At 64.6% G+C, this 18366-nt stretch carries 5 protein-coding genes; all 5 read left to right on the forward strand.

Going from position 1 to position 18366, the window contains the following annotated elements:
* The 5 genes from DK870_RS19430 (at position 1) to DK870_RS19450 (ending at position 18365) form a co-directional block, all read left to right on the forward strand.
* Positions 1 to 348, forward strand: coding sequence for a zinc ribbon domain-containing protein (locus DK870_RS19430; RefSeq protein ID WP_060755332.1), 348 nt, complete (start codon positions 1 to 3; stop codon positions 346 to 348).
* Between the two features lie 15 nt (positions 349 to 363).
* Positions 364 to 1398, forward strand: a complete 1035-nt coding sequence (locus tag DK870_RS19435; protein ID WP_161549430.1) for an aliphatic amidase — start codon at positions 364 to 366, stop codon at positions 1396 to 1398.
* A gap of 130 nt (positions 1399 to 1528) precedes the next feature.
* Positions 1529 to 2884, forward strand: a complete 1356-nt coding sequence (locus DK870_RS19440) for an MATE family efflux transporter (RefSeq protein ID WP_161549431.1) — start codon at positions 1529 to 1531, stop codon at positions 2882 to 2884.
* 40 nt (positions 2885 to 2924) lie between these two features.
* Positions 2925 to 4097, forward strand: a complete 1173-nt coding sequence (locus DK870_RS19445; RefSeq protein WP_161549432.1) for an MFS transporter — start codon at positions 2925 to 2927, stop codon at positions 4095 to 4097.
* 231 nt (positions 4098 to 4328) lie between these two features.
* Positions 4329 to 18365: a non-ribosomal peptide synthase/polyketide synthase gene (locus tag DK870_RS19450; protein WP_161549433.1), complete on the forward strand. Its 14037-nt coding sequence runs from the start codon at positions 4329 to 4331 to the stop codon at positions 18363 to 18365.
* Position 18366 lies beyond the last annotated feature (1 nt).

Raw genomic sequence — 18366 nt, forward strand, 5'->3', positions numbered from 1 at the left:
ATGCCGACCTACGAATACCCCTGCGACAGCTGCGGCACTTTCACGATGTTGCGCCCAATGGCGCAGCGCAACGAACCCAGCCAATGCCCGTACTGTGAAGGACCTGGCGGGCAATTGCTGGTATCGGCCCCGGCGCTGCAAACCCTGTCGGCAAACCAGCGCAAGGCTATCGCCGGCAACGAGCGCAGCGCCCACGCGCCGCAAACCGTCGGCGAATACCAGGAAAGTCGCAAGCACCCGGTCGGTTGCAGTTGCTGCGGTACGAGTAAAAAAGTCGTGCCGAGCAAGGCCAATCCCTTGGGGCTCAAGACCAGGACCGGCCCACGGCCGTGGATGATCAGTCACTAGAATAGGAGCATTGCAATGCGCCATGGCGACATTTCCAGCAGCCCGGACACCGTCGGTGTAGCGGTGGTGAACTACAAGATGCCGCGCCTGCACAACAAGGCCGAAGTCATCGATAACGCCAAGAAGATTGCCGAGATCATTGTCGGCATGAAGCAGGGCCTGCCCGGCATGGACCTGGTGGTGTTCCCCGAGTACAGCACCATGGGCATCATGTACGACCCTGAAGAAATGATGGCTACCGCGGCGAGTATTCCCGGCGAGGAAACCGCAATCTTCTCGGCGGCCTGCCGCCAGGCGAATACCTGGGGCGTATTTTCCCTGACCGGCGAGCGCCACGAAGAGCATCCGCACAAGGCGCCTTACAACACGCTGGTGTTGATCAATAACCTCGGCGAGATCGTGCAGCGTTATCGCAAGTGCATTCCCTGGTGTCCGATTGAAGGCTGGTATCAGGGGGACCGTACCTACGTATGCGACGGGCCCAAGGGCATGAAAATCAGCCTGATCATCTGCGATGACGGTAACTACCCGGAGATCTGGCGCGACTGCGCGATGAAAGGCGCCGAGCTGATCGTGCGGTGCCAGGGTTATATGTACCCGGCCAAGGAGCAGCAGGTGCAAATGTCCAAGAGCATGGCCTGGGCGAATAACTGCTACGTGGCGGTGGCCAATGCGGCCGGGTTCGACGGTGTGTATGCGTACTTTGGCCACTCGGCAATCATTGGCTTCGACGGGCGTACTCTGGGCGAATGTGGCGAGGAGGAAATGGGCATCCAGTATGCGCAGCTGTCGGTGTCGCAGATTCGCGATGCACGGGCCAATGACCAGTCACAGAACCATCTGTTCAAGCTGCTGCACCGTGGCTACACCGGCATGCATGCCTCGGGGGACGGCGACAAGGGCGTGGCGGACTGTCCGTTCGAGTTCTACCGCAACTGGGTGCTGGACGCACGAAAGGCGCAGGAGACTGTCGAGCAGTTCACTCGCAGCGCGGTAGGCGTCGCCGCGTGCCCGGTGGGGCAATTGCCTCACGGCGGCGAAAAGAGATAGCGGAGTAGGCTGAGTTTGAGCCGGCGCTTGCCGCATGCCTGTTGCAAGGCGGCGCCCAAAAGCACAGGAAGATGGGATCCAATTGCGGTATAACCCTCGGACGCTTTAGTGACCCGAGGCCCCGTTTTTCATGCAAAGCCCCTTGCAACGCCCGCTTTGGCAGATCTACCTGCTCTTTCTGGCACCGATGGTGCTGTCCAACTTTCTACAGAGCTTTTCCGGCACCCTCAACGGTATCTACGTTGGGCAGATGCTCGGCACCCAGGCGTTGGCAGCGGTGTCGGGGATGTTCCCCATCGTGTTTTTCTTTATTGCCCTGGTGATCGGTCTGGGGGCGGGCGCCTCGGTGCTGATCGGTCAGGCCTGGGGTGCCCAGGAAACCGCCATGGTCAAGGTGATCACTGGCGCCACCCTGACCTTGGGCGCGCTGGTAGGCTTGGTCGCGGCGGTGCTGGGCAGCCTGTTTGCGCGCCCGGCCCTGCAGGCGTTGGGCACGCCGGTTGATGTCTTGGAGGAGGCCGTCGGGTATGCCCAGATGATGATGTTGATCATGCCGCTGTTGCTGGTCTTCATCCTCTACACCCAGTTGTTGCGCGGCGTCAGTGACACGATCTCGCCGCTGCTGGCGCTGATGGTGTCGACGTTGGCCGGCCTGCTGCTGACACCGGCGCTGATTCGCGGCTGGCTCGGCCTGCCGCCCCAGGGTATCCAGAGCGCGGTGTACGCAGGGCTGGTGGGTAACACCCTGGCGATGCTGTTCCTGATGCTGCGCCTGCGGCATAAAAACCATGTGATGGCGCCGGACCGTGAGTTGTTCGGCGCCTTGCGCCTGGACCGCGTGATTCTCGGTAAAGTCCTGCGTATCGGCCTGCCCACCGGCTTGCAGATGGTGGTGTTGTCGCTGTCGGAGTTGGTCATTCTCGCCCTGGTCAACGGCCACGGTTCCCAGGCCACGGCGGCGTATGGCGCGGTGACGCAGATCGTCAACTATGTGCAATTCCCGGCATTGTCGATCGCCATTACCGCCTCGATCCTGGGCGCCCAGGCGATCGGTGCCGGGCGCCTGGAACGTATCGGGCCGATTCTGCGCACGGGCCTGCTGATCAACACCTGCCTGACCGGTGGCTTGATCGTGCTCGGCTACCTGCTGTCGCATTGGCTGCTGGGGCTGTTCATCACCGACGAGGCTGCGCGAGTCAACGCCGAACACCTGCTGCACATCATGCTGTGGAGCGTGCTGGTCTTCGGTTTCCAGGCGGTGATCGGCGGGATCATGCGTGCCAGCGGCGTGGTGCTGATGCCGGTCGCCATCTCGATCTTCTGTGTGCTGTGCGTTGAGTTGCCGATGGCGTATCTGTTCAATGCGCATTTCGGCTTGGAAGGGGTGTGGATGGCGTTTCCGGTGACCTACCTGGCAATGCTGGCCTTGCAGACTGCGTATTATCGAGTGGTATGGCGGCACAAGCAGATCAAGCGCTTGGTGTGATACAAGCTTGCACAAATCCACAAAACAAGACGTTTGATTGATGGAAAATCCCTACGCCGAGCTGTTCCAGGCGCCTGGCTCGCGCGCTTTCGTGTTGGCCGGCATGTTGGCGCGCATGCCGGTGTCCATGACCGGTATCGGGCTGATCACGATGCTCTCGCAGGTGCACGGCGGTTACGGCCTGGCGGGCTCGGTGGCGGCGGTGTTTGCCTTGGCCACGGCCTTGTGTGCGCCGCAGGTTTCACGTCTGGTTGACCGTTACGGCCAGGGCCGGGTCCTGCCGATTGCCGCGTTGATCGGCGGCGGGGCCTTGTTGCTGTTGTTGCTGTGCACCTATGTGCAAGCTCCTGACTGGACACTGTTCGTATTCGCGGCCTTCGCCGGTTGCATGCCCAATATGTCGGCCATGGTGCGGGCGCGCTGGACCGCGTTATATCGCGGCCAACCCAAGCTGCAAACCGCGTTTGCGCTGGAATCGGTGCTGGATGAAGTGTGCTTCATCATCGGCCCGCCGATATCGGTCGGCTTGTGCGTGGTGGTGTTCCCGCAGGCCGGGCCGTTGGTTGCGGCTTTGCTGCTGGCGGTGGGCGTCACCACCTTTGTGCTGCAACGTGCAACCGAGCCGCCGGTCCACGAACACCACAGCCATCATGGCCGCTGGCTGATCGCTTCGCCCTCGGTGTTGATCCTGATGGTGCTGTTGCTGGCCATGGGGGTGATCGTGGGCGTCGTGGATGTGGTCAGCGTGGCCTTTGCCCAGCAGCAGGGCCAGCCGGCCGCGGCGAGCATCGTGTTGTCGGTGTATGCCATCGGTTCGTGCCTGGCCGGGCTGGCTTTCGGCGCCTTCAAGCGCAAGGCGCCGTTGCCCCGGCAGTTCCTGTTCTGCGGTGTGGCGACCGCGTTGAGCACATTGCCGCTGCTGCTGGTGAGCAATATTCCCGGCCTGGCGCTGACGGTGTTCGTCTCCGGCTTGTTCTTCGCGCCGACCCTGATTGTGTCCATGGCCCTGGTGGAGCAGATCGTCCCACCCAGCCGCCTGACCGAAGGCATGACCTGGCTGATCACCGGCCTGAGCATCGGCGTGGCCATGGGGGCCGCCAGTTCGGGTTGGATGATTGACCACTATGGCGCCACCCGTGGGTTCTGGGTGGCGCTGATGGCGGGGGCGGTGGTGCTGGGATCAGCGTTGGTAGGGTATCGGCGGTTGGGCTGATGCGGCCCCTCTGCTTGTCCTGCAACAGTTCGGTGACCTGGCGCCGCTCACCCTAGGCCAGGCATTTCACTCGCAACATCAGTTGCGTACGGGTTTTGTGTAGGACCGTTCCCGGTCGCTGCGTTCCAGCAGATACCGGTCCCAACCCCCCGCTAATTTTTCCCTTCCCGGTTCGTTTTATAGGGACGACGTGCCTTTGTGCTTCCCGCCTATTGCTCCGGACCCCAAGAAATGAATGCTGAAGACTCCTTGAAACTTGCTCGCCGGTTTATCGGACTGCCCTTGGAAAAACGCCAATTGTTCCTGCAGGCCCTGCAGAAAGAAGGCGTGGATTTTTCCCGGTTTCCGATTCCGGCAGGAGTGGAAGTGGAGGATCGCCAGGCGCTGTCCTACGCCCAGCAGCGCATGTGGTTTCTCTGGCAATTGGACCCGGCAAGCGGTGCCTACAACCTGCCCGGTGCCGTGCGGCTCAAGGGTGCGCTGAATGTGCCGGCGATGGAGCAAGCCTTCGCCAGCCTGGTGGCGCGCCATGAAACCTTGCGCACGGTGTTCCAGCGCCAGGCGGACGATCGCCTGGCGCAAGTCGCCAAAGTGCCGTCGCTGGTCATCGAACAGGTGGATCTCAGCACATTGCCGGCTGACACGCGCGAGCCGGCCGTCAACGACGCGGCAACCCGGCAATCGCTGCTGGCATTCGACCTGGAGAACGGCCCGCTGCTGCGCGTGCAACTGCTCAAGCTTGATGAACAGGAGCATGTCCTGCTGCTGACCCTGCACCATATCGTCTCCGACGGTTGGTCGATGAACGTGCTGATCGACGAATTTATCCGCTGCTACGACGCCCATGAACGCAATGAGCAGCCCCAACTACCGGCGTTGCCGATCCAATACAGCGACTACGCCCTGTGGCAGCGCCGGTGGCTGGAAGCGGGGGAGCAGGCGCGTCAGTTGGAATACTGGCAGGCGCGTCTGGGCGATGAGCATCCGGTGCTGGAGTTGCCGACCGACCGTCCACGCCCGGCGATGCCCAGCTATCAGGGCACCCGCCATAATTTCGCGATTGACCCGGCACTGGCCGCGCAACTGCGCAGTTGCGCGCAAACCCATAACGTCACCCTGTTCATGCTGCTGCTCGGCGCGTTCAACGTGCTGCTGCATCGCTACACCGGGCAGGGCGATATTCGCGTCGGCGTGCCGATCGCCAATCGCAACCGCACCGAAGTCGAAGGGCTGATCGGTTTCTTCGTCAACACCCAGGTCCTGCGCACCGAACTCACCGGGCAAACCCGTGTTTCCGAGTTGCTGCAAGGCATCAAGGAGCACGCCCTGGAGGCCCAGGCCCATCAGGAATTGCCGTTCGAGCGCCTGGTGGAAGCGCTGAAAGTCGAGCGCAGCCTCAGTCATACGCCGCTGTTCCAAGTCATGTACAACCACCAGCCGCTGGTCGCAGATATCGCCGCCGTCAGCACCGCGTCGGGCCTGGAACTGGCGCTGGTGGAGTGGCAAGGGCGTACCACCCAGTTTGACCTGACCCTCGACACCTTTGAAAAGTCCGGCACCCTGCATGCCGCGCTGACCTACGCCAACGACCTGTTCGACGCGCCGTCCATCGAGCGCATGGCGCGCCACTGGATCAGCCTGCTGCAGGCCATGGTTGCCGATGGCGAGCAACGCATCGGCGAGCTGCCGATGCTGGCCGCCGACGAGCAACATGTGCTGGTGAACGCATGGAACCAGACCGCCGAGACCTACCCGACCGAACGCGGCATCCATCAGTTGATCGAGGACCAGGTGCAGCGCACGCCGCACGCACCGGCGTTGCAGTTTGGTACCAGCACTTTGAGCTACGCCGAGCTGGATGCCCGTGCCAACTCGTTGGCTCATGCCCTGCGCGAACAGGGCGTCGGCCCGGACGTGCTGGTCGGCATCTGCGTCGAGCGTTCCATCGAAATGGTGGTGGGGTTGCTGGCGATCCTCAAGGCCGGGGGCGCCTACGTGCCGCTGGACCCTGAATACCCGCAGGACCGCCTGGCCTACATGATCGAAGACAGTGGCATCGCACTGCTGCTCAGCCAGCAACACCTGCTGCCGATGTTGCCCGCCGCCGGTGTCCCGGTGATTGCCCTGGACCAGGCCGCAGGCTGGCTCGACGGCTACAGCCGCGAATCGCTGGCCGTGGATCTCCAGGCGTTGAACCTGGCCTACGTGATCTATACCTCCGGTTCCACCGGCAAACCCAAGGGCGCCGGCAACAGCCATCGTGCGCTGGTCAATCGCTTGTGCTGGATGCAGCACGCCTATGGCCTGGATGAGGGCGACGCGGTCCTGCAGAAAACCCCGTTCAGCTTCGACGTCTCGGTGTGGGAGTTCTTCTGGCCGCTGATGACCGGCGCTCGCCTGGTGGTCGCAGCGCCGGGTGAGCACCGTGAGCCGGCGCGGCTGATCGAAACCATCGGCCGGTACGCCATCACCACCTTGCACTTCGTGCCCTCGATGCTCCAGGCGTTCATCCATGAGCCGGGCGTGCACGCCTGCACGGGCCTCAAGCGCATTGTGTGCAGCGGTGAAGCCTTGCCCCTGGACGCGCAATCGCAAGTGTTCGCCAAGTTGTCGGGGGTGGGGTTGTACAACCTCTATGGTCCGACCGAAGCGGCCATCGATGTGACCCATTGGACCTGCGTCGACGAAGGCGCCGACAGCGTGCCGATCGGCCGTCCGATCGCCAACCTGGCCACTTACGTGCTCGATGCCCAGCTCAACCCGGTGCCCGCCGGCGTCGCGGGTGAGCTGTACCTGGGCGGCACCGGCCTGGCGCGCAGTTACCATCGGCGCCCGGCGCTGACGGCCGAGCGCTTTGTGCCGAGCCCGTTCCTGCGCGGCGAGCGCTTGTATCGAACTGGCGACCGTGTGTGCCAGCGTGCCGACGGCGTGATCGAATACCTCGGCCGCCTCGATCATCAGGTGAAACTGCGCGGTTTGCGCATTGAGCTGGGCGAAATCGAGGCCCGCCTGCTGCAGCACCCCACAGTCCGCGAAGCCGTGGTGCTGGTGCAGGGCGGCAAGCAGTTGGTCGGCTACCTGGTGCTGGAAAGCGCCGAACCCGCCGACCTCAAGGCGTGGCTGCTCGGCAGCCTGCCGGAATACATGGTGCCGACGCACCTGATGGTGCTGGCCAAACTGCCGGTGACCGCCAACGGCAAGCTGGATCGCAAAGCCTTGCCGCTGCCGGATGCCGCGCCGCAACAGGCATTCATCGCCCCGGAAAGCGCACTGCAAAAAGCCCTGGCGGCGATCTGGAGCGACGTGCTGGGCCTGGAGCAGGTCGGCGTGGACGACAACTTCTTCGAACTGGGCGGCGATTCGATCATCTCCATCCAGGTGGTCAGCCGTGCACGCCAGGCAGGCATTCGCCTCAGCCCGCGGGACTTGTTCCAGTATCAGAGCGTGCGCAGCCTGGCCTTGGTGGCAAGCTTTGAGCAGGCCAGCGTGATCGACCAGGGGCCGGTCACGGGCGAGGTGGTCCTGACGCCGGTGCAGCAGAGCTTTTTCGAGCAGGCGATCCCGGCGCGCCACCACTGGAACCAGTCGTTGCTGCTGACCCCGCGTGAACGGCTGGAGCCTGGGCGCCTGGAGGCGGCGCTGGTCCAGTTGATCAACCATCACGACGCGCTGCGCCTGCGTTTTGTGCAGCATGCCGATGGCTGGCAGCAAGCCTACGCCGCGCCGGTCAGCGAGGCTGCGTTGTGGCAGTCCCGAGCCGAAGACGACACTCAACTGGCCGCCTTGTGCGATGAAGCCCAGCGCAGTCTCGACCTGGGCCAGGGGCCGCTGTTGCGCGCCGCCCTGGTCAACCTGGGCGATGGCAGCCAGCGCCTGTTGTTGGTGGTGCATCACCTGGTGGTGGATGGCGTGTCGTGGCGCATCCTGCTGGAAGACCTGCAACAGGCTTACCGCGCAGCACCGCTGCCGGCCAAGACCAGCGCTTTCCAGCAGTGGGCTCGGCAGTCGCAGGCTCATGCCCAACGCCTCAATGCGCAACTGCCGTACTGGCAGGCGCAGGCCGTCGACTTCGAGCTGCCCTGCGACAACCCCCACGGTGGCCTGCAAAATCGCCTGGGCAGCAAGCTTGAAATCCGCCTGGATGCCGAACATACCCGCCAACTGCTGCAAGAGGCGCCTGCGGCGTATCGCACCCAGGTCAATGACCTGCTGCTGACCGCACTGGCCCGCGTGGTCGGGCGTTGGAGCGGCCAGCCCGCTGCGTTGATCCAGTTGGAGGGGCATGGGCGTGAAGACCTGTTCGACGATATCGACCTGACGCGCACCGTGGGTTGGTTCACCAGCCTGTTCCCCGTGCGTTTGCAGGCTGAGGGTGAGCTGGCGAGTGCGATCAAATCGGTCAAGGAACAGCTGCGCGCCGTACCCGACAAGGGCTTGGGCTACGGCCTGCTGCGCTACCTGGGCGCTCCTGAGGTGCGCGAGGCCCTGGCCGGCGCCGCTGCGCCGCGTATCACCTTCAACTATCTGGGGCAGTTCGATCGCCAGTTCGATGACTCGACGCTATGGGTGCCGGCCAGCCAGACCAGTGGCCAGGCGCAGGACCCCGAAGCGCCGCTGGCCAACTGGCTGACGGTGGAAGGGCAGGTGTATGGCGGCGAGCTGGCGTTGCAATGGGGCTTCAGCCGCGACATGTTCCAGGCCTCGACCATCCAGCGCCTGGCGGACGAGTACGCCGCTGAACTCAAGGGCTTGATCAAGCACTGCTGCGCCACGCCGGCAGGGCAGGTCACGCCGTCGGACTTCCCGTTGGCACGCTTGACCCAGGCGCAACTGGACGCGCTGCCGGTCGCCGGGCCGGCCATCGCCGATCTGTATCCGCTGTCGCCCATGCAGCAGGGCATGCTGTTCCACACCTTGTACGCGCCCGAGGGGCAGGCTTACATCAACCAACTGCGCCTGGACATCGAAGGTCTGGATCTGCTCAGGTTCGGCCGCGCCTGGCAGGCAGTGCTGGACCGTCACGACATCCTGCGCAGCAGCTTCCATTGGCAGGGCCTGGACAGCGCTCACCAGGTGATTCAGCGTCAGGTCGACCTGCAATTACAGGTGATTGAAGACGTAAACGCCGACTGTGACGCGCTGGCCGTGGCTGAGCGCGAGCGCGGCTTCGAGCTGAGCAGCTCGCCGCTGTTTCGCCTGCTGCTGGTGCGCGGCGCAGGTACGGCCTGGCAGCTGATTTTCACCAGTCACCACATCCTTATGGATGGCTGGAGCAACGCCCAATTGCTCAGTGAAGTCCTCGCCCATTACGCCGGCCAGGCGCTGCCGGCGCCGTTGGGGCAGTTCCGCGATTACCTGGGTTGGCTGCAGCAGCAAGCGTCGGGCGAAGTGTTCTGGAAAGCCGCCCTGGTGCCGTTGCAAGCGCCGACCTTGTTGGCTGACGCGCTGCGTGCGCCGGTCGATGGCGTGGGCATGGCGGATCATCACGTGGCCCTTGGCAGTGAGTTCACCCAACGTCTCGGGGCCTATGCCCGTCAACACAAAGTTACCCTCAACACGCTGTTGCAAGGGGCCTGGAGCCTCTTGTTGCAACGCTACACCGGCCAGGTGTGCGTGGCCTTCGGCGCCACCGTGGCCGGGCGTTCAGCACCGTTGCCGGGGCTCGAACAGCAACTGGGCCTGTTCATCAACACCTTGCCGATCATCAGCGCGGCTGTACCGGCACAATCGGTTGCCGACTGGCTCGGCGAGCTGCAAGCCCTGAACCTCAGCCTGCGCGAGCACGAACACGTGCCGCTCTACGACATCCAGGGCTGGGCCGGTCAACCAGGTGCTGCGCTGTTCGACAGCTTGTTGGTGTTTGAAAACTTCCCGGTGGCCGAGGCCTTGAAGCAGGGCGCACCGGCCGGCCTGCGCTTCGGCCCGTTGCACAACCATGAACACACCCATTACCCACTGACCCTGGGCATCGAGCTGGGCGCCAGCCTGCGCCTGGAGTTCAGCTACGACTGCGCGCGTTTCAGCGCGCCGCAAGTCGCAGGGTTGAGCGCCAATCTGCAGCACCTGTTGACGCAGATGCTCGCCGACGCCCGCGCGCCGCTTGGCACCCTGCAACTGCTGGACGCCAGCGCGCAGCACGACGTGCTTGCACTCAGCCAGTGCGCCGCCGCTGCCCAGCGGCATACGCGGGTCCATGAGCGCATTGCCGCTCAGGCCCAGGCTATCCCGGATGCCTTGGCGGTGCAGGCCGGTGATGTGCGTTTGAGCTATGCCCAACTCAACGCACGCGCCAACCGCCTCGCCCACCATTTGCTGGAGCAGGGCGCAGGCCCGGGCCGGCGGGTAGGGCTGGCGGCACGGCGCGGCCCGCAATTGATCGTCAGCCTGCTGGCGGTGCTCAAGAGCGGCGCAGCCTATGTCCCCCTGGACCCGAACTACCCGGCCGAGCGCCTGGCCTACATGCTGGCTGACAGTCGCCTTGATCTGCTGCTCTGCGAAACCGGGTTGCTCAACGACCTGCCACTGCCCCCGGGGCTGCCCCGCGTAACGTTCACCGCCAGCGGCGACGAGTCGGCCGGCTACCCCGCCAGCAACCCGCTCAATCGGGCAGCGGCGGCTGATCTGGCCTACGTGATCTATACCTCCGGCTCCACCGGCCAGCCTAAGGGCGTGGCCATCGACCACGCGGCCCTCGGCCAGTTCTGCGACAGCGCTGAACGCTACAGCCGCCTGACCGCCGAGGATCGTGTACTGCAATTTGCCACGTTCAGTTTCGACGGCTTTGTCGAACAGTGCTACCCGCCACTGTGTGCCGGCGCGGCGCTGATCATGCGTGGCGATGAACTGTGGGATGCCGGGCAACTGGCGCGGCAAATCGTGGAGCAAGGCGTGACCCTGGCCGACTTGCCGGCGGCCTACTGGTACTTGCTGGCCAAGGAGTGCGCCGTCGACCGCAAGCCACTGGGTAACCTGCGCCAGGTGCATGTGGGCGGTGAGGCCATGTCGGTGGAAGGCTTGCGTGCCTGGCATGCGGCAGGGTTGGGCGGCGTGCGGCTGGTCAATACCTACGGGCCGACCGAAGCCACCGTGGTGTCCAGCGTGCATGACTGCCAACTGGCCGATGCCAGCGAGGTGTTCGGTGTGCCGATTGGGCAGGCGATTGCAGGCCGCTCGCTGTATGTGCTCGACAGCGCTTTTGAGTTGCTGGCCACTGACGGCGTCGGCGAGCTGTGCATCGGCGCCGACGCCGGGCTGGCCCAGGGTTATTTCGACCGCCCGGCGCTGACCGCCGAGCGTTTCCTGCCGGACCCGTTTTCTGCCGTGCCCGGTGCGCGGCTTTATCGCAGTGGCGACCTGGCCCGTTACAACGCGGCAGGCGCCCTGGAGTACGTAGGGCGCATCGACCATCAAGTGAAGATTCGCGGTTTCCGTATCGAAATCGGCGAAATCGAAGCCAGCCTGCAAGCCTTGCCCCAGGTGCGCGAAGCGGCGGTGATCGCCCAGCCGAGCGCCACCGGCGCGCAATTGGTGGCCTACATCGTTGCCGCCCGCGAGCAGGTACTGGACACCCAGGCACTGGCGAGCACGCTGCGCCAATCCCTGCCGGACTACATGGTGCCGGCCCATTGGCAGGTGCTGGACGCCTTGCCGTTGAACAACAACGGCAAGCTCGACCGTCGCGCATTGCCACTGCCGGACCTGAACCGGATGCAGCACGCCTACGTCGCCCCCCACAGCGCCATGCAAATCCAACTGGCGGCGATCTGGCAGGCCGTGTTGCAGGTTGAGCAGGTCGGGCTCGATGACCATTTCTTCGAGCGCGGCGGCCATTCGTTGCTGGCCACCCAAGTGATTTCGCGGGTGCGCCAGGCCCTTTCGCTGGAAGTGCCGTTGCGCACGCTGTTCGAGCAGCCGACCCTGCAAGCATTCGCGGCCGCCTGCGCGGGGCTGCAAGCCGACACCGCGCCGCCGCTGGTGGCGGTGAAGCGCGATCAACCGCTGCCGTTGTCCTTTGCCCAGGAACGCCAATGGTTCCTCTGGCAATTGGACCCGGCCAGCCCCGCTTATCACGTGCCGAGCGCCTTGCACCTGCGCGGCCCGTTGGACATCGCCGCGTTGGAGCTGGCCTTTCAAACACTGGTGCAGCGTCATGAGCCGCTGCGCACCACTTTTGTGGAGCAGGGCGAGCAGACCTGGCAGGTGATTCAACCGCGCCAGACGACTTCCATCGAGCTCGAATACGTCGCCGCTTCCAGCGTCGAGCAGGCCGTAACGCAAGAGATCCAGCGCCCGTTCGACCTGCGCAACGGCCCGCTGATGCGCGTCAAACTGCTGGTGGTGGCGCCCGAGCACCACGTGCTGGTGATCACCCAGCATCACGTCATCTCCGACGGCTGGTCGATGCAGGTCATGATCGACGAACTGGTGGCGCTCTATCAGGGCCAGGCTCCGCTGCCGGCGTTGCCGCTCCAGTACGCCGACTATGCCGTGTGGCAGCGCGATTGGATGGCGGCCGGGGAAAAACAGCGTCAGCTCGATTACTGGCGTGAGCGCCTGGGCAGTGAACACGCGGTGCTGGAGTTGCCGCTGGACCATCCGCGTCCGGCGCAGCAAAGCCATCGCGGTGCACGCTGCACGATTGAGCTGGACCGCGCCTTGTTGGCCGAACTCAAGGCCCTGGCCCAGCGCCAGGACGTGACCTTGTTCATGTTGCTGCTGGCGTCGTTCCAGACCTTGCTGCATCGCTACAGCGGGCAGTCGCAGATTCGTGTCGGGGTGCCGATCGCCAACCGCAACCGCCTGGAAACCGAGCGGCTGATCGGTTTCTTCGTCAACACCCAGGTGCTGCAAGCCGACCTCAGCGGGCACATGACCTTCGAGCAGTTGCTGGCCCAGGTCAAGCGCCGGGCCCTGGAGGCCCAGGCCCACCAGGACTTGCCCTTCGAACAATTGGTGGAGGCGCTGCAACCGGAGCGCAGCCTCAGCCATAACCCGCTGTTCCAGGTGATGTTCAACCACCAGGACAACCTGCGTCCGGCTCCAGTGCAGTTGCCCGGCCTGGACCTGCAGCCGGTGGACTGGGCGGCGCACACCACCCAGTTCGACCTGAACCTGGAAACCGAAGCATCGGCCGACGGTTTGTGGGCCTCGCTGACCTACGCCACCGACCTGTTTGAGGCGGCGACCGTGGAACGCTTGGCCGAGCACTGGCAAAACCTGCTGCGTGCCGTGGTGCGTGACGGGGCGCTGCCCCTGGATGAGTTGCCGATGCTCAGCACGGCGCAATCGCAGCAACTGATCAGCGACTGGAACCGCAGCGACCACGCTTACCCGCATGAGCGTTGCGTGCATCAGTTGTTCGAAGCCCAAGCGCTGGCCCAGCCGCACGCGGTTGCGCTGCAATTCAATGACCAGGCCCTGAGCTATGGCGAACTCAACCGACGCGCCAATCGCCTGGCCCACCGCTTGATCGCCGCCGGCGTCGGCCCGGATGTGCTGGTCGCCGTGCATGTCGAACGCTCGCTCGACATGATCGTCAGTCTGCTGGCCACGCTCAAGGCCGGTGGCGCCTACGTGCCGCTGGACCCGCAATTCCCAGCGGACCGGCTGGCCTTCATGCTCGAAGACAGCCGCGCCCGGGTGCTGTTGACCCAGCCGCACCTGCTCGGGCAACTGGCGCAACCGCAAGGTCTGCGGGTGTTGCAGGTGGACGCCGCCGACGGCGCTGAACACAACCCACAGGTTGAGGTTACGCCGGAGCACCTGGCTTACGTGATCTACACCTCCGGCTCCACGGGCAAGCCCAAGGGCGTGATGGTGCGACACCAAGCGTTGTGCAGCTTTACCAGCGGCATGGCCGACACCCTGCACATCGATGCGCAGGCACGCGTGCTGTCGCTGACCACGTTCTCGTTCGATATTTTTGCCCTGGAGCTTTACGTACCATTGACGGTCGGCGCCACGTTACTGTTGAGCGACCAGGCAATGGCCCTCGACCCGGAAGCCATTCTCGACCTGGCTCACCAGCAATCGGCCAGTGTGCTGCAAGCCACGCCGTCCACCTGGCGCATGCTGCTCGACAGCCCACGCGCCGAGCTGTTGCGCGGTATTCAATGCCTGTGTGGCGGCGAGGCGCTGCCGACGGACCTGGCCCAGCGCCTGCTCGACCTGCAAGGGCCGGTCTGGAACCTCTATGGTCCGACGGAAACCACCATCTGGTCGGCTGCCCACCGTCTGTCTCAGGCGCAGCCTTTTGTCGGACGGCCGATCGCCAATACCTCGCTGTTCATCCTGAATGCCGGCATGACCCCGTGCCCGTTGGGCGCCCCCGGTGAGTTGCTGATCGGCGGCGTGGGCTTGGCGCGGGGTTATCACGCACGGCCGGCACTCACCGCCGAACGCTTCGTGCCCAACCCCTTCGGCGCCCCTGGCGAGCGCCTGTACCGCACTGGCGACCTGGCGCGTTACCGCGCCGACGGTGTGGTGGAATACATCGGCCGGGTCGACCATCAGGTCAAGGTGCGCGGTTTCCGCATCGAATTGGGCGAGATCGAGGCCTGCCTGCGCGAGCACCACGGTGTGCGTGAAGCCGTGGTGCTGGCCGACAACGAGCGCTTGATCGCTTATCTGGTCAGTGCGGCGCCCGATACGCAGGAGGCGTACAAAGCCGCCCTGCGCGAGCGCCTGCCGGATTACATGGTACCGGCGCACTTGCTGTTTCTCGACAGCCTGCCGTTGACCCCCAACGGTAAGCTTGACCGCAAGGCGCTGCCCAAGCCGGACGCGAGCCTGGCGCGCCAACGCCATGTGGCGCCGGTCAGCCCAAGGGAACAAGAGGTTGCGGCGATCTGGGCCGAGGTGCTGGACGTGCCGCAGGTCGGCCTCGACGATCACTTCTTCGAACTGGGCGGGCATTCGCTGCTGGCCACGCGGGTGGTGTCGCGCGTGCGTCAGGCACTGGCCCTGGAAGTGGCGCTCAAGACCCTGTTCGAACAACCCTTGCTGGGTGACTTCGTACGTGCCCTGGGCGAAGAGGGCGTCGCCGCACCGGCGCTGCTCAAGGCCGACCGCACGCAGCCGTTGCCGCTGTCCTATGCCCAGGAGCGCCAATGGTTCCTCTGGCAACTGGACCCGCACAGTGCGGCTTACCACATTCCCAGCGCTTTGCGTCTGCACGGCCCGCTGGACCTGGACGCACTGCAACGCAGCTTCGACAGCTTGCTGGCCCGCCACGAAAGCCTGCGCACCCATTTGCGCCAGGACGCCGGCGGTACGGTGCAGGTCATTGAAGCGACCGGCGTGATCGATATCGCCCTGGCCGACACCGAATACGCCGACCTCAAGGCGCGGGTTGCGGACGAGATCGCACGGCCGTTCGACCTGCTGCGCGGGCCGCTGCTGCGGGTGACGTTGTTGCGTCTGGCCGAGGATGATCATGTGCTGGTGCTGGTGCAGCATCACATCGTCTCCGATGGTTGGTCGATGCAATTGATGGTCGAGGAACTGGTGCAGTCGTACGCCGCCTTCAGCCAGGGTGAGCAACCGCAGCTGCCGGCGCTGCCGATCCAGTACGCCGACTATGCCGTGTGGCAACGCCAATGGATGGAAGCCGGCGAGAAAGCGCGTCAACTGGCCTACTGGCGCGAGCAACTGGGCGGTGAACAGCCGGTACTGGAATTGCCGTTTGACCACCCGCGCCCGGCGCTGCCCAGCCATCGTGGGGCACGCTTGGGTATCGAGTTGGCGCCCGAGTTATTGGCCGGGTTGCGCCAACTGGCGCACAACACCGGGGTGACGTTGCCGATGGTGCTGCTGTCGTCCTACCAGGCGCTGCTGCACCGCTACAGCGGCCAGGAAGATGTGCGCGTCGGGGTGCCGATCGCCAACCGCAACCGCCTTGAAACCGAGGGGTTGATCGGTTTCTTCGTCAACACCCAGGTGCTCAAGGCCGATCTCCATGGGCAGATGAGCGTGGAGCAATTGCTCGCCCAGGTACGCCAACGCTCCTTGCAGGCCCAGGCCCATCAGGACCTGCCGTTCGAACAACTGGTGCAAGCGCTGCAACCGGAGCGCAGCCTCAGCCTGAGCCCGTTGTTCCAGGTGCTGTTCAACCACCGCGTCACTGCGGCGGACAGCCACTTGCAACGCTTGGTCGACCTGCACGTCGAGGTATTGAGCGGGGAGGACGGCGTCGCGCAGTTCGACCTGGCGCTGGACGTGGAAGAAAGCCAGCAGGCGCTGCGCGCCTCCCTGAGTTACGCCACCGACCTGTTTGCCCCGGCCACCATCGAACGCATGGCCGGGCATTGGCAGAACCTGTTGCAAGGGATGGTCGCCAACCCTGCGCAACCCCTCAGCCAACTGCCGTTGCTGGATGCTGCCGAGCAACAGCAGATTCTCGACCGTTGGAACTGCACCGATTCCGGCTTCTCGGCCGAGCGCCTGGTGCATCAGCTATTCGCCGACCGCGCCCGGGAGAACCCCGACGCCGTCGCAGTGAAGTTCGATACGCACACCCTGAGTTATGGCGAGCTCGAGCGCCAGGCCAACCGCCTGGCCCATGCGCTGATCGCCCGTGGCGTGGGGCCGGAAGTGCGTGTGGCCATTGCCATGCCGCGCAGCGCCGAGATCATGGTGGCGTTCCTGGCGGTGCTCAAGGCCGGTGGCGTGTACGTGCCGCTGGATATCGAGTACCCACGCGATCGCCTGCTGTACATGATGCAGGACAGTCGTGCGCAACTGCTGCTGAGCCATACCGTGGCATTGCAGCAACTGCCGGTTCCCGATGGCCTGGACACCCTGGCGATCGATCGCACCGAGGACTGGGCCGACTACCGCGATACCGCGCCGCAGGTGAGGCTGGACGGCGACAACCTGGCCTACGTGATCTACACCTCCGGTTCCACCGGCCTGCCCAAGGGCGTGGCGGTGTCCCACGGGCCGTTGGTGGCGCACATCATCGCCACCGGCGAGCGCTATGAAACCGGGCCGACCGATTGCGAATTGCACTTCATGTCCTTCGCCTTCGACGGCTCCCACGAAGGCTGGATGCACCCGCTGATCAACGGCGCCAGTGTGCTGATCCGCGACGACAGCCTGTGGCTGCCGGAATACACCTACGAACAGATGCACCGTCACAAGGTGACCATGGCAGTGTTCCCGCCGGTGTACCTGCAACAACTGGCCGAACATGCCGAACGAGACGGCAACCCGCCGGCGGTGCGTGTGTATTGCTTTGGCGGTGATGCGGTGGCGCAGGCGAGCTATGACCTCGCCTGGCGCGCACTGCGCCCGACCTACCTGTTCAATGGCTACGGCCCGACGGAAACCGTGGTCACGCCGCTGTTGTGGAAAGCCCGCCAGGGCGACCCGTGCGGGGCGGTGTATGCGCCGATCGGCACGCTGCTGGGCAACCGCAGCGGCTACGTGCTCGATGCGCAATTGAACCTGCAACCCATCGGCGTGGCGGGTGAGTTGTACCTGGGGGGCGAGGGCGTGGCGCGGGGTTACCTGGAGCGTCCGGCGTTGACCGCCGAGCGTTTTGTGCCGGACCCGTTCGGCAAGCCCGGCAGCCGTGTGTATCGCAGCGGCGACCTGACCCGTGGGCGCCCGGACGGCGTGGTGGATTACCTGGGGCGTGTCGACCATCAGGTGAAAATTCGCGGCTTCCGCATCGAACTGGGTGAAATCGAAGCGCGCCTGCGCGAGCAGGACAGCGTGGGTGAAACCGTGGTGATGGCCCAGGAAGGCCCGACCGGCAAGCAGTTAGTGGCGTACGTCGTGCCGGCCGATGCCGGCCTGAGCAATCAGGCCGAGTTCCGTGACGCCTTGCGCCGCGCCCTGAAAGCCCGCCTGCCGGATTACATGGTGCCTGCGCACTTCATGTTCCTGGCCCAGATGCCGCTGACGCCCAACGGCAAGCTCGACCGCAAGGGCCTGCCCGAGCCGGACGCAAGCCTGCTGCAACAGCAGTACGTGGCGCCTGAGAGCGAACTGGAGCAACAGATCGCCGCGATCTGGGCCGAGGTACTGCGCTTGCCGCAGGTGGGCTTGAACGACAACTTCTTCGAAGTCGGCGGCCACTCCTTGCTGGCGATCCAGATCACCTCGAGGGTCCAGGCCGAACTGGGCCTGGAGGTGCCGCTGGTGGAACTGTTCCAGACCGAATCGCTGCGCAGCTACGTGCAGGCTGCAGCCACCTTCCGCGCCGGCAGTGCGGAGGATTTTGATGATCTACGTGACTTTTTGAGCGAACTAGAGGCGATTTGAA

This window comes from Pseudomonas sp. Q1 (assembly GCF_009935975.1).
Taxonomy (GTDB): Bacteria; Pseudomonadota; Gammaproteobacteria; order Pseudomonadales; family Pseudomonadaceae; genus Aquipseudomonas; species Aquipseudomonas palleroniana.